Annotated in this window: 11 protein-coding genes; 9 read left to right on the forward strand and 2 right to left on the reverse strand. The window is 39.1% G+C overall.

What is annotated here, in order from left to right; genetic code table 11:
• The first annotated feature begins 245 nt into the window (after positions 1-245).
• The gene (locus tag AC27KT_RS12095; protein ID WP_069943781.1) at positions 246-968 is read left to right on the forward strand and encodes a YebC/PmpR family DNA-binding transcriptional regulator; all 723 of its coding nucleotides are present in this window, start codon (positions 246-248) and stop codon (positions 966-968) included.
• A gap of 267 nt (positions 969-1,235) precedes the next feature.
• Here AC27KT_RS12095 and AC27KT_RS12100 read toward each other — a convergent pair whose 3' ends face one another.
• Together AC27KT_RS12100 and AC27KT_RS12105 are read right to left on the reverse strand one after the other, a co-directional pair.
• A complete protein-coding gene (locus AC27KT_RS12100) occupies positions 1,236-1,895 on the reverse strand; it encodes a Cap15 family cyclic dinucleotide receptor domain-containing protein (RefSeq protein ID WP_487130261.1) in 660 nt (219 codons plus the stop codon).
• Positions 1,896-1,899: 4 nt separating this feature from the next.
• A complete protein-coding gene (locus AC27KT_RS12105; RefSeq protein WP_487130263.1) occupies positions 1,900-3,240 on the reverse strand; it encodes a cyclic GMP-AMP synthase DncV-like nucleotidyltransferase in 1,341 nt (446 codons plus the stop codon).
• 1,175 nt (positions 3,241-4,415) lie between these two features.
• Here AC27KT_RS12105 and AC27KT_RS12110 point away from each other — a divergent pair.
• The 8 genes from AC27KT_RS12110 to AC27KT_RS12145 all read left to right on the forward strand — a co-directional run bounded on the left by AC27KT_RS12110 (position 4,416) and on the right by AC27KT_RS12145 (position 13,143).
• Positions 4,416-5,318, forward strand: a complete 903-nt coding sequence (locus AC27KT_RS12110) for a TnsA endonuclease N-terminal domain-containing protein (RefSeq protein WP_487130265.1) — start codon at positions 4,416-4,418, stop codon at positions 5,316-5,318.
• The gene (locus tag AC27KT_RS12115) at positions 5,306-7,513 is read left to right on the forward strand and encodes a hypothetical protein (protein ID WP_487130267.1); all 2,208 of its coding nucleotides are present in this window, start codon (positions 5,306-5,308) and stop codon (positions 7,511-7,513) included. The genes AC27KT_RS12110 and AC27KT_RS12115 overlap by 13 nt, the downstream gene beginning before the upstream one ends.
• Entirely contained in the window at positions 7,506-8,801 is a 1,296-nt protein-coding gene (locus tag AC27KT_RS12120) for an AAA family ATPase (protein ID WP_061094293.1), read from the forward strand. The genes AC27KT_RS12115 and AC27KT_RS12120 overlap by 8 nt, the downstream gene beginning before the upstream one ends.
• Positions 8,802-8,805: 4 nt before the next feature.
• On the forward strand, positions 8,806-9,720 hold the full coding sequence (locus AC27KT_RS12125; RefSeq protein WP_061094294.1) for a hypothetical protein: 915 nt from the start codon (positions 8,806-8,808) through the stop codon (positions 9,718-9,720).
• Entirely contained in the window at positions 9,717-11,318 is a 1,602-nt protein-coding gene (locus AC27KT_RS12130) for a TnsD family Tn7-like transposition protein (RefSeq protein WP_081099336.1), read from the forward strand. The genes AC27KT_RS12125 and AC27KT_RS12130 overlap by 4 nt, the downstream gene beginning before the upstream one ends.
• Positions 11,315-11,572: a hypothetical protein gene (locus tag AC27KT_RS12135; RefSeq protein WP_061094296.1), complete on the forward strand. Its 258-nt coding sequence runs from the start codon at positions 11,315-11,317 to the stop codon at positions 11,570-11,572. The genes AC27KT_RS12130 and AC27KT_RS12135 overlap by 4 nt, the downstream gene beginning before the upstream one ends.
• 299 nt (positions 11,573-11,871) lie before the next feature.
• The gene (locus AC27KT_RS12140; protein WP_487130270.1) at positions 11,872-12,273 is read left to right on the forward strand and encodes a hypothetical protein; all 402 of its coding nucleotides are present in this window, start codon (positions 11,872-11,874) and stop codon (positions 12,271-12,273) included.
• 48 nt (positions 12,274-12,321) lie between these two features.
• Entirely contained in the window at positions 12,322-13,143 is an 822-nt protein-coding gene (locus tag AC27KT_RS12145; protein ID WP_159118435.1) for a hypothetical protein, read from the forward strand.
• The last annotated feature ends 270 nt before the right edge of the window (positions 13,144-13,413 follow it).

Consider the following 13,413-nt stretch of genomic DNA (forward strand, 5'->3'; position numbering starts at 1 on the left):
TGGTATTACATGAAATTTAAGGTAGAATTTCGTCCAAATTTTTTGTGTCGCTTAGCCTACCGTTATTTTGGGCTGTGTTTCGCTTGGCAATTTTTAGCACCGTCGCGTTCGACCATTTATAGAAACGTCGAGTTCGGCAATGCTTCCAAGTAAGGCAGAGCGATGCGCCTGACGAACCGTCAGGCAACAGGTAGCCCGATAAAACCCAACGCAGCATTTCAAATTGCGAGAAAGAGAATTTTAAGATGGGAAGAGCATTCGAAGTTCGTAAAAACGCCATGGCAAAAACTGCCGGCCAAAAAACTAAAGTTTATTCTAAATACGGTAAAGAAATTTACGTATGTGCGAAAAATGGTGGTGCCGATCCGGACACCAACCTTTCACTTCGCCGCCTAATGGAAAAGGCGAAGAAAGATCAAGTACCAAGCCACGTTATAGAAAAAGCGATTGATAAAGCCGCTGGTGGCGCTGGTGAAGACTTCCAGCCTATGCGCTACGAAGGTTTTGGCCCAGGTAACTGCATGGTAATTGTTGACTGCTTGTCTGACAATGCAAACCGTACCATTACCGAAGTACGTAACTGCTTTACTAAAACTAACGCGAAACTTGGTGCACAGGGTGCGGTATCGCATATGTTCGATCACCAAGCAGTATTCCAGTTTGAAGGTGACGACGAAGACGCTATCCTAGAAGTGCTGATGGAAGCTGACGTAGACGTAACTGACGTTGAAGTAGAAGACAATAAAGTGACCGTTTATGCGCCGCACACTGAATTCTATCAAGTAAAGACAGCGCTAACTGAAGCCTACCCAGATATTAGCTTTATTGCTGAAGAAATGAGCTGGATGCCTCAGACTGAAACTGAGATTAGCGAAGAAGACATGCCTATGTTTGAAAAATTCATGGACATGCTTAACGACTGTGATGACGTGCAAGACGTTTACCACAACGCGATTACGCCTAATTAAATGATTTGAGTAAATAAAACGTTTACTGGGATTAAATAAGTCGTTTACAGTAAATAAAGCGTTTAATAGATAGCTAAAGCCCACTTTGAAGTGGGCTTTTTTATTTTACGATAACTATTGAATGGCTTCTTCAATTCTACAACTGAATCTAAATTTTATAATTCGAAAAGATCATCGACTTGTCTCAAACCCACCATAAGAGTCCAATGGGAAAGATTTCTAAGTATTTCTTTCATAATCTATATCTTCTCTATCTAAAATATATTACTAATCCTTTTGCAGGCTAATTGTTCCTACTGTTTGCATATTTCTTTGCCAACCTCGATTTGTCCAATACTTTCCAACGAGTTGAACCTCTCCATTTTCAAACCTGACATCTAATCGAGCCGCACCATCAAATTTTGAATCGTCTGTTTCTTTTGGTTGGTCTACTACTGCTTCGTATATATAACTGAGATAGAATGTACCATCGCGAGGATCTTTTAATATCTCACTTTGCATAACAGTACTTCTCTGGTATTTATCAACAGATACAAGGCGTATATCAAAACCAAAGAAAGTTGCTTTAATAACCATTTTCACTTCTTTTTCGTATGGATTACCTTGATCATCTTTAAAAGTAGAAATAGTTTTACCTTTCCAAGAGCCATTTAAATCAGGGCACACCTTTTCATTCAGTAGTGCCCCAACGAATGGAATCTTCCAAAGCCAACGCCACACGTAAACTCCTAATAGCCAAGTAATACCCACAAAGCAAATTAGAACAGGAATTAACAAACTGGATATAATGCTAAAACCATCTTCATTAAAAAAAGTTGTTACACCCGTCCAACCTTTTGTAGCCCAAATTAGCCCAGTGGTTACAATCGAGCATAATAACAATACTAATATTTTTGCTAATCCAAACTTTGGTAAAACTTTCCACATATTTTTATCTTACTGGGCCATATCGTTTTTTAGGTGGGTTGCGAACTGGTCTTTGTTGCGGATAAATATTAACTGTTACAGAAGATATACCAACAATTTGACCTGCATTTAAAATTGTACACTCCATAAAGTGTTTACCACGATACTCACAGTTTTCCGTTACTGATTCTGAGATACCAAACCTTTGATTGTGTCCCAAGTCATTTTTTAACCCTGCATCTTTATCAGTATTTCGCACCATCCATATGACTTCCGATCCTGCTGAATAATCACTTTTGTTATGTACTTTGAAGCTAAGCTTATCGCCTCGATAAACGGTTACATTATTTAGAACTTGCTCAGGTACTCCGCTTGAAGGTTTAACACTTATTTGAGGCGGTGTTGTTATTGCTGGTAAGTTCTCGCTACCAGCTTGTACTTTAAGCGAGTTGAGTGGGGGTAATACATGTTCAAATTCAATTGACCACAGTTGGTGAGAAACGACAATAGACTCAGAGAGCGCAACTGCTTTCAAAACGTTTTGAAATTGTAAGCAAGCTCTTTTTAGTTCACTTACTTCTTCGTCTTTAGCACTTATTAAATCATCACCATTAATAGGACTAAGGATTCTCCCGCCAGTTACTATGTGATTTGTTAGGCTACTTGATAGTTTCCATATTGCATCTTCTTCTGAAGCGTAACCAACATAGTTTCTAGCTATAAAGGTTGATATTGCAATAGACGGGAGTTTTATATTCTTAAGGCTAACCCAAGTTTTTATAGCTTTAATTACCCTGCGTAATCGAGCTTTTTCAGTATCAGATAAATCCTTTATCTGATTACCAAACCATGACTGTAATGCTTTAGGATCGCTATCTATCCAACCATTATTTTCGGTAGCTAAGCGGCACTTTCCTATTTGTTCGTCTATATAATACAGGGGAAGATCAATATGAAAATTATCAATAAACCTTATTCGTTCACAGTTTGGTTTAGTATCTTCGAGTTTAGCCGTGCTATGGGATTTGCAATAAGCCTGCAAAGCTTTATTCAGTAAACTTTTTGCATCAGATGCATTTAGACCTTGAGCTTCGGCATCGGCAAAAATATAAAGGCCTACATCAACATCGAACTCATCACTACTGCGAACAGGGCGTATTACAGTATGGCTTTTGAATGACCCTTGAATCCAATAAGCAACCTTTAGACCTAAGTAACTTGCTAGTTGGCTTTTCAAAAATATCAACAGTTTATCTTTCTCTTGCCTAGCAGTATCTACTTGCTCTTTTAGTAGTGTATTTCTTGTCGCTAACGTTTCTTTTGTACTATCGTTTGAATAGAAGCCTTCACTAAAATCCGTTTTCATTTTAATCCTTGTAAAATCAATTAAACACCGTGCCTACTGTTTTATCTCAATTCAATTTTCTGTGCCGATGAGTTATATCGATAATTAACAATCTGCCCACTTACAATAAGCTCGATTGCTATGTTTATTTGCTCGATTGGCACACTAGACCATTCTCCCGTCTTGCCACTGTCTTAGGCATAATTAGCGATGACTTAATATGTTTGATACGAAAAATTCTATCGTCAGAATCACCTAGTAAACCAAAGTCATCATCAGCGAAAATGTCTTCTACTGAGCTAATTTTTTTACCTCAGGCTTTTGGTCAGGTTTAGGTTCTGCTTTCTATTCTGCCGCGGGTTCTGCCACTTCATGCGTTAGCGGCAACAAGCTAAACTAATCAAAAGCAACTAGCGCATGACATTGGGTATCACTACCTCTAATAGAATCTAACCGTTTAAATAATATTAGCTCACTAATGTTTGACATATTTTTTTCAGGCAAACGGTCATTCCTTGTCCTTGATTTTATTCTTATCTAGTTTTTTCAGAAAAATCAGCGAGACTAACTGGCCCTGTAAAAAACAGCTATAACGATTTTGAGTAGACTAACAGTGAGGATATTGTAAAAGGGCATTTGGAACAAGAATGCTTATCGCATTGATAGCAATTGGTTAACTTAAGCAGCATTTACTAAACGCGGAAGTTTTATATTTACTCTGGTGACGGGCTTTTTTTTGAGCTCTTTGATATTCGTATAGTCTCATTTTCAGCGAATCGACGTTGCTTTACGAAGTGCTCAAACGCTAGTTTGTTGCTTTTGTTAAATGGCTTTAGAAATAACTCAAATTCAATCAACTTATCTTCTGTGATTCTCATTTCGTCAATGTTGGGTAAATTGTAAATTTTAAAATTTTAGTAATGCATGAGTTCCCCGTCAAGTATAGCCTTTGTTGACAAAGTTAATTTATTTGTTACGATAAAGTGAGTTTCGAAGTGAAATTCATTTCAGCCTCTCGTTTTTATCAATAAAAACCTTTAATAGTTACACATTCTAGTTGTTTGTGGTTAGTTATTTTTTTTGTTTTCAACGAATTTATTGACTTTACCAATAACTTTTCGTGGTTTTTGTGCCTTTCCTTGTCAATTTCAATATTCAAGACTATTTTCCGACTTGTAGCCATTGGAAAGTAAGTTATGAAAAATGCAAATTCACCTAAAATTAAACAGCCAACTGTTACTGAGTTAACTGAAAATAAAATTGACGATTACTTAACCCGGAGAGAATTCGAAGGTAAGTACATTCCGTATAAAACCGCTCGTCAGTTCTCAAGCATGGGAAATGCCTCAACTGAGCAACTAGCCCAAGAAACACAACGTCACGAATACTTTTCAGACATGGAACGGCATTTTGGATTGACACTCAGTTATTTAAAAAACGTCTCTAAGGTAAAGACGCAATATCCTTTAATAGATGTTGATACAACATTAGCGGTTGCGACTCGTCTGAATATCGCCCATCCCCGTTTTGCACCAAAACGTGGATTGGTAAAAGATGCTAATCAAGGGTATCAAGCATCTATCATGACTACAGATTTCTGTTTTCAATATGTCGATATTATGACAGGTGAAACAAAAAAGATTGCTGTCTCGTTAAAATACAATGATGAAGTGCTTATAGTAGATAGTGGTGATGCTGTTACTGGCCGCACACAAGATAAGCTGAAAATCGAACAAGCTTATTGGGAAGATGAAAAGCAGCAAGAGTATCGTTTAATTACATCTTCACATTGGACGTTGAGTCCGAACTTAGTCAAAAATCTTGCAATAGCTAGAAGGCATCGTAACCTTGATGTTCCCCATATTATTCTTAAGTCTTTTCAAGTTCATTTTTTAGAATTCCTTACTGGTAGAAAGCGTCATCGATTGGCAGATTTGATTTTTTTGGTATCCAAAAAAATGTCTATCTCGTTTGAAAAAACATACGGCGTATTTTGGTATCTCATCTGGCATAAAGGCTTACAGGTAGACCTATTTCGTCCGCTTGCTGATGCAAGTTTTGTCTTTAATGCTAAGGAGGACTACGCATGGGAATGGTAGGTCTTCCGACAGAAGAGGCATTTGATTACTCAATTAACGAAATCATAAAAGCTAAAAATACAGATGAGAAAGAACTCGAATATACCGTTGCGTATACTTTTCCCGAATCAAAAGTAGTTGCGCTATCGCTACAACGTAAAAAACCTATTAAGCCTATTCTGGTTAAGATTGGCGAAGATATCGAAGGGCGTGCATGGGACATGTTTGAAAGAACGCCTAATACGTTTAGTTCGTCTAGACATTATTTGTCTGCCACAGAAAGTCGTGTAGCCACGGCGTATGAGAGATACTCAAAAATAAGACCACTAATCGAATCTAATGACATAGAATTATATATCAAAGGCGATTTATCCAGAAAATCTTTTGATGCTTACGCCAAGCAAGCCAATATAACCCCTCAGTCGTTATATAACTATCTCAATCAATACTTAGCATTTGGTTCTCACCCTTTAGCGCTATTACCACTAACGTATCTTTGTGGAACTAATCGAAAGTTACCTTTAAATAGTGAAGAGGCTGAAGCGAAGAGAGCTAAACGAGGTGGAACGTTTATTGGCGCAAAAGGCGATTCCGACGAATATTTAAGACGAGATGCTACGCAAGAAGACATAAAGCGAATTAAACAATTCATAAAAAAGCATTTATCAAAAGTTTCTGACCACAAATATACTTCGTTACATAGCGAGTTTTGCCAACGCCTTTGTTATTCATCGGCTGACGTATATGGACGTAAAGAGCGCTACCTTGACTTTCGTAAGTATATTTCTATTGATCAATTTACGGCTCACTTTCAAAAGCATGTAGATTGGAAGAAGTGGGAAGAGCTTAAAACGAGTGTAAAGGCAGTTCAAAATAATCAAGACATTACACGTGGTAAAGCACAAGAAAACTCTATTGGGCCAAGTGACACATATGAAATTGATGCCACTACACTGAATATTTACGTGGTATCGAGAATCAACAGCAGGGGCGAATATACAGCTAAAGAGGTGATTGGTCGCCCGTACTTGTACTTCGTAGTTGATACCTTTTCGGGGGTTATCGTAGGTTATTGCATTACGTATCAGCGCGGCGTTTCCGCAGTCAAAAAAGCACTTTACAATGCTTTTACGAATAAAGTTGATTTTTGTGCAAGGTACGGAATTCAAATCGACGAAGATGATTGGCCTTGCCAACACGTATGCGTAAGGTTGTTCTGCGATAGAGGGGGAGAATATACCACTAGTCTTTATGATGACATGCTGGCAGCAGACTTGAAATTAGAAACCATTACCTTTGCAACTTCTTACTTAAGTAAAAAAAAGGGGACTGTAGAGGTAAATTTTGATTCTCAAGACAAAATTCTGTTTCAGCGATTGGACGGGAGTGTAAAGCCGAATCCTGCAAAAGATGCCGTTCACCCTTCAAACTTCGCCATACATGATATTGACTCGTTAAATCGACTAATTATTGAATCGATTTTGTCGTTTAATCGCCAAAGAATGAACCACACACGGTTACAATCTTTTGATGTGTTTGAAGGTGTTAAGCCGACGCCTTTAGCGCTATGGAATAAGCACATTTCTAAAAGAATAGCTTCTGGAAATCGTCGCCCCAAAAAACTAGTGATGTACGCGATGTTGGAACAAGAGGAAGCAAAAGTAACCATCGACGGTATACTCATTTTATCGAGTGAGCTTACATATAGAACATCCCACAAAGGTTTCCAAGATTGGCAACAAAAGATCAGATTTAGTGGTCAGGCGAAGCCTTCAATAAAAGTGCGTGTAAACAAGGATGACCCGCGTTACGCATGGTACTTATCAAAACAGTTTGGTACGGAAATCATCGAATTTACACTGGCGTCGCATGATGAAAGGTTTGAAGACCTAACTGCTGAAGAAATTAGGCAGCAAAAACAAATCGAAAAGCAAAGGATGTCTATCAATCGTAAAGATCGAAGAATGGCAAACGTTGCCTTGCAAGCATCGATAGCTGAAGAACGTGAGTTATCAAATGAAAACACTTCTACCAGACCTCCAGACCGCAAAGGCATAGTTGCCGGAATACAGGACAACTTCAGGCAAGCACAGAAATCAGAAAACGCCAGAGATGTTATTGAAACTCGAAATGTGTTTGGCACTAGTGCAATTGATTCATCCGCAGATTACTTTGATACTCCATCCTTAAATAGTGAAGGAGGCAGTGATGACTGAAGCGACCCTTCTGCTTGAACAATGGATTGATGATAATCCATTTATTACATCGCTTCAGATGCTGAAGCTAACTGAATCTGAATTGATATCTCGACTATCGGCAAGGGACGATATTACTCCCAATTATTCTACATTATCAAACGGTATCAAACGTGTTGGTTTGGCTAAACGATTTTATGTTCCGCCAGAGTATACATTTGATTTGTATAATCAAATTCATCACATGATCCTTATTGGTTATCTCAATCGCCACCCTAAGACAGACGATTACGATAAATATCTCAACTTAGTTGAAAACGGCGAGGTTTCGGTAAAAGACTTGCCTGCTCCAAATACTCTAATAGACGCTGGTACTGCCATGCTTTGTATGGGGCGCTCTGGGCATGGTAAAACTACCGTTCATGATAAGTTGTTAGAAACGTTTAATCCTGTTGATAACTTTCATCCCCCTTCTGAAAACACTGGATTTAGACGACTACCGCAGGTCATGTTTGTAAAAACTTATATTAAAAGTGCGACAAGTAAAAAAGCTTTCTTAGTTTCAATTCTTAATGCCATCGATAAAAAGCTCAATAGTCATTTCACTGCAAAGCTTCCAAGCAGAGACACTGTTGGTGAGCAGGTTATTTATGTCATTAAAATATGTCGAATGGTTGGTCTTGGTTTACTTGTAATAGATGATGTCCAATGGGTTTTAAACTCTAAAACCACGAAGGATAACAAGGTTGTTACTAATGTTTTTTTAGAAGAGTTTTTCAACGACTTAGGCGTGCCAATGATTTTCATTGGTACGCCTGAAGCTGGCGACCTTTTCAGTGCTCCTGAACAGAGCGAGCAGTCTGAACGGCGTTTAATCAGTGATGGTAAGTTTATTCTAAGTGATCACTCTATTGAACACATAACATGGAAGACAATGGTTAAAGCCTTAAGTACGAACTTTTTAGGTATGGGCGAGAAGTTAGTTGATAAGGAGTTTGAACATGCAATTTTTTATTATTGTGAAGGGAACATAAGCAAGTTGAAGCGACTAGTAAATCATATACTAAGTGCGAATTTGAGTATGACCAAAAGTAATCGATTTAACTCTTTGTATACAGCGCATGTGGCCACTCACATACGCAAAGAATCGATTAAACCGAAGCTACCTAAAGTTGATGTCACGCCCGCCTATTCTGCGGAAAAAACAGCGCAAATAGTTGATAAAAATACGCAGAAAAAGGACTCAAAAAAGCAAGAACGCATTGATCGGATAAAACGACTTCAAGCCCTAGATATGGGGGACGAGTGAGCTCATGTTGAACACCAGTCTTTCATCCATAATGCTAGAGAATATTAACATCAAACCCGGTGAGTATCTTCCGGCCTATTTCTATCGACTCAAGGAGTATGCAGACTTTTTCGCTCCAAAGGAATTTTTAAGTCTTTTTCAAATATCAAGTCCTCGTTTGATAGGAGAGACCATGCCAAGGTGGGCAGTGAAGTTTGCCGTACAAGCCTATGGAAGAAAAAGATTCGACGATGTATTGACTGATAATATGGTGGGCAAATATTGGCAAGGATTCATCTCTCGTGATGTATTAAATGCACATGTGAAAACTCAATTGAATGACAAGGCAACGGGACGCGTACTGTTTAATGCTGAAAAGCTACTAATGCCTTATCAGTCTCTAAAATACTGCTCAAAGTGCCATGATGAAGAAATAAGAGCCAAGGGCTTTGCTATTTGGAAAGCAGATCATCAAGCAATGACTGCTTTTATTTGTCATCAGCATAATACCGCGCTGAGGCAACGTTTAGTGAGCGAGTTTAATGGGTTTGAATGCTCAGGCGATTTTTTTGATAAATCTTTTTTTAGCACTCCTCATATTACACTTTTTCATCGTTGGCTTGATTGGGAAACCAAGCTTCTGATGAGAAGCGGTATTGAATATCAGCGGGAGCAAGTCGAACTTCACAAGCGTGTGTTTATGGAGAGTAGCTTCTATTCCCATTCTCCGAGTAAAGTGAGCGTTACTCTAAATAAGCAATGGCAAAGTGCGCTCCAAAGGTATTTCACTGTTTTATTTCCAAATCTACAAAGTTTTGCTGAAGTCACTGCTAACAACATTGCATTCAAAGCCAGTGCTATGATGGCTGAAAATGGCAGTATTCATCCTTTAATGTTTTTGTTATTCAAGTTTTTCTACATGCATGAATATCGACCATGAGTAGAATCTTGTACACACCTCGAATTCAACCTGATGAAACTTTGTTTTCGTATGTTGCTCGGTGTCATTGGCTATGGGGGGATGTTTCATACTCAGATACTTCGTTGGAATGGTTCGGCTATGAAGGGGGGTGTTTAAATCAGCTTTTGCCTAGCCATATTCAGGATATCGCTTGTCGCTCTGAATACGGTATAGACTATCTTTTACATAACCACACAGCTTACCCTTTGCATATTCTTTATAACGCCCGCCATGAAGCACTGAAGGCGGCAATGTGTGGCGCTGGTGATATGAATATAGCAAACCTTTCATGCTCACCACAGTTGGCATTTGGCTCTTTAATACAAAGCAATTTCTGCCCAGAATGTGCTAAAGAAGATATAACTAAAATAGGTATCGCTTATTGGCATTTGTCACACCAATTGTGGGGAGTGAATGCATGCTACAAACATGGGTGTGAATTAACCAGTGTTCCTTTTAACCATCGAAAATATCGGCTCCCACGTTATTTTAAGTCAATACAGTCTGTTATTCCTTCAGACGCTAATGCACAGCAGATAGAGTTCGCAAAGCATATTGTGCAATTGCTACGTAGCAACAATAATGAAAATGTTGGTCAGCAATACTTTAAAAGTCTATTTCACTCACGAGGGCTGTTTACATCGCACATGCATATTCGGATGTCTACGGTGTTAGAGCGCTATAACGAGGTAGCTGAAGCGCTTTGTCTCCCCAGTGTGTTGAATACCAGAAGTATTCGTCGAATAGTTTTCGAACAAGATTTAAGCATTCATCCATTGAAACCTATTTTGCTTGAATTTGTAGTAAAAGGACTGCGCGAAGAATCAGCGCCTCCCCCAATACCTGCTCCTAAACCCCTAAAAATGTCTGAGACCATTGAGTCACGAGCAATAGCACTATTACAAAGTTATCAATTTAACGTTGCGGAGATAAGCAGGCGCTTGAAAGTGAGTCATGGCTACGTAAAACAATTAGCCAACCGAATTGGCGTAAAGACAACAGAACGAAAACAAATTGTCACCGCTGACATAGAGCGACAAGCAATAAAAATGGCAATCGAAAATGTGAGTTGTAAGGATATTGCAGCCAAACTTGGTGTGTCAGAACCATCGATTACTGGAGTAGTTCAGTCTGTTGATGGGCTAAGCCTATGGCGTCAATATTTAAGAATGTATGAAAAGCGGGATGCCGTAAGAGCGACTTTAATCGAGGAGAGAAAACGCCGTGGCCTACTTAATCGATCAGAGTTAAAAGAGCATCAAGGAAACGCTTTGAACTGGGCATATCAATACGACAAAACGTGGCTTGATGCTACCTTTCCCATCCAAGGCAACCATGCCAATCACAGTGCAAAAATTTGGGAGAAGCGAGACACATCTCTTTTTCCAAAATTCAAAGGGTTCCTTAAACAACAATTAGAAACAACCAACAAATTGCCTAGTAAATATGCGTTAGACAAAGCATTTGGTAATCATCGCTGGTTTACATGCAATTTTACTAAGCTTTCGAGGTGCAAGCGCATGTATGACATGGTCAAATTCAAAATAACACAGAGCAATGAAGGGAAGAGCGAATGACAAAAAAATCTGAAAATAATAGAGCGAGTCAGAGGAGTGTTAAGTTGCAACTTGATAGCTCTTTGATAGATGACGCAAAGCAAGCGATAGCTAATTACCCGAAAACACCCAGTGAGCAAATAGAGCAGTGGGCCTATGTCGGAATGATAGTTGAGCGTCAACTGACAGGCCAAGAGCAATTACAATTAATGACTGGCGAAGCTGTAGTGTCATTTAAGACGAACACAAATAAAGAGGGAGAGAAACGTAGGTAGCGTTTCTCCCCCTGTGTATCGCGATAATACACAACCTCAAAAGTAGTATAGCTTAAATTTCAACCTAAAGTCTCGTTGAAGACACTGGACTCTATTTCACTATCAAAGGTAAGTGTGAAACACTCTTAAGGAGAGCCATTTTCAGAGACAGGCAGTCTTACGCATAAAAAAGCCGTGCTCAACACTATCATTAAGCCCAAACGGCTTTATTCGAGTGATGATAGTAATATCCTTAATGATTTAATCGGTACTGTTGAAGCATCGTTTTCTACAATTGCTGTCTTTAGAAAGAAAAAAACTTGAAAAAACTTGCCAAATCAATAAATGAGTTGGGGTTAAGTCACTGGCTCATATCTAACTTTAAATGCAGTGACAGACAAGGATTGGACAGCAGCGGCAACGCAGGGCTTTCTGGCCTAAGTTTCACAGCAGATGGTAGGCAGCTTACAGATAACTACCTTTTTGGGATAGATAGAAAAAGTGGCGCATTGTCTCGAACCTCAGGCCTCAGCGCATCTCAAAAGCAAGAGATTAGGAATGCATTTAACAGTGGAAAGATTAAAACCCGTTACACTGTTGTGAAAGACAGGCATGCTGGCGCAGGTGTTACGCAGGGGCTCACAAAAAACCCTGAACTGGGTGTTGGCGGGTCATCTCAAATTAATGAAATCGTAATTATTGAATTGCCACTAAAAAAATAAGGCGTTAAGTAATTGGGGCCCTCTTGCGAGGCCCCTTTAAGGAAAAGAATGAAACAACTTCCAGACGACACTAAACAAGAGCTTTCACTTCAGTTGAAAGATACACTTCAGACCATCGAATGTTATAATCCAGCCACTGCGGCCAACAAGGTGACGAGTTACTATGGTACAGCTGGCACAAGCTTTGTAGGGGGATTTAAAGCGAACCTACTCGGTGATGAAAATTTATCAGAAAAGTTGTTTGTCGACGTTATTCCAAATTCTAGGATGGCCGTAGCAGAGAATAAAGTATCTCATGATAACAGCTATCAATACGCCCTATTTAGTTACGCACTATTGCTCGGTTATGAAGAACAGGTTGAGGAGTCGGCAGCTCTACTTTTAGCACTGGACATTCCCAACGATATGAGATTTAGAGCTCCGCCAGAATTCTACCTTATGCTTGCCCATCTATGGCGCGGTGAAACCGATGCCGCTATACAAATGCTTGATGGTATAGAAAAGCTGGAAAGCAAAAAAAGTGAATTCTATATTCAACCCGGGGTTAGCAAGCTTGTAAGAGGCGTTGTAAACAACGAGCCCAGTTTAATGAAAGAAGGTGCACGCCTTCTGTTTGACAAGCACTTACACACAACCAAATACTTCAGAACGGCACTTGAAAATAATCATTACTTTTGTGAGCCCGTTACGTTATTGACCATAGTAGGTCGTAAACTGGGTGTTGATGTGAAAGCCAACATTGGCGATACAACCGCCGTGTTGAAAACGAAAACATTTAGCCCAATTGATAGGCCCGAAATACCCGCCAACAAGAAGTTCGAAGTGCCCGTAGACCTATTGCCCTCTTGCTTTCTGAAAACACGAGGCTAATTCTACTGCATTTTGATTTGTGCATTAGCCTTAACAATTAATTCTTGGTATATCATCACAGCTTGTTGTTGCACGCTTTGATAGGCACTCTGAAAATGACTGGTTAAAATTAAGAGAAAGATTCGAAAAGGAATACGAAGAGAAACTTTAGTTTTTGAAGGTACTTAAGTAAAGGGCTCATCAAACGGATCCTGTCAATTACATACTCATTCTATCAAAATCAATTTCAATCGAAAGTGTAAAACCTAAAGCCTGAAGGTCTGCTGTTTG

This window comes from Alteromonas sp. 5NW40-0090 (genome assembly GCF_057552975.1).